The 1,032-nt window shown below is 72.8% G+C and carries 1 protein-coding gene; it reads left to right on the top strand.

Annotated features, from left to right (window positions below; genetic code table 11):
• Nucleotides 1-1,015: ABC transporter permease (locus tag NA4_RS41680; protein WP_373862856.1), on the top strand; the 1,015-nt coding region annotated here is incomplete at its 5' end.
• Between the last annotated feature and the right edge of the window lie 17 nt (nt 1,016-1,032).

Here is a 1,032-nt window from a genome sequence, read left to right as displayed (position 1 = left end):
CGTCGCGTTCGGCGCGCTGGGCGCCGCGTTCGCGCTGCGGGCCGTCGGCGACGCCGGAAACGGTGTGCTGTCCTGGTTCTCGCCGATCGGGTGGTGCCTGCAGATCCGCCCGTACGCCGAGGAACGCTGGTGGGTGCTGATCCCGCTCGGCGCCGTCGCGGTGCTCGCCACCGCAGCCGCCTACGTGTTGCTCGGCAACCGCGACACCGGCTCGGGACTGATCGCGGAACTTCCGGGACCGTCGACGGCGAGCGCCGGCCTCTCCGGTCCACTCGGGCTGGCCTGGCGGCTACAGCGCGGCACCCTCGTGGCCTGGACGATCGGCTTCGCCCTGTACGGCCTGCTGATCGGCGGCGCGGTGAACAGCGTCGGCGACATGCTCGACGGCAGCGAGGCGGTCCGCGACATGGTCACCCGGATGGGCGGCTCGCAGGAGTTGCAGGAGTCGTTCATCACGTACGCGATCACGATGCTGGCCGCCGCCGCGGCGGCCTACTCGATCTCGGCGGCGCTGCGGCTGCACGACGAGGAGTCCAGCACACGGGTCGAGTCCACGCTGTCCGGCGCGGTGGGCCGCGCCCGCTACGCGCTGAGCCACATCGGTTTCGCGCTGCTGGGTCCGGCGGCGGCGCTGCTGGTCGCCGGTGCGGCGATCGGCGTCGTCTACGGCGCCTCGGACGGCGACCTCGGCGCGCGGGTGCCGCAGTCGATCGGCGCCGCGGCCGTGCAGCTGCCCGCGGTCTGGGTGGTCACCGGCATCGCGGTGGCCCTCTACGGTGTCGTGCCGCGGTTCGCGCCGGTCGCCTGGGCGGTGCTCAGCGCCATGGTGGTGGTGTTCTTCGTCGGTTCGCTGGACGGACTGCCGCAGTGGACGGTCGATCTGGTGCCGTTCGTCCATCCGCCGAAGTTGCCCGGCGCGGAGTTCCAAGCGAAGCCCGTGCTGTGGCTACTCGGGATCGCCGCTGCCCTGCTCGCTGTCGGCATCGCCGCGTTCCGCAGGCGCGACCTGCACTGATCCGCACCACCCGTGGC

The sequence above is a fragment of the Nocardia amamiensis NBRC 102102 genome (assembly GCF_001612745.1).
Classification (GTDB): domain Bacteria; phylum Actinomycetota; class Actinomycetes; order Mycobacteriales; family Mycobacteriaceae; genus Nocardia; species Nocardia amamiensis.
The sequence above is the reverse complement of the archived record's forward strand: the minus strand, read 5'-3'. Positions and strand labels throughout refer to the sequence as shown.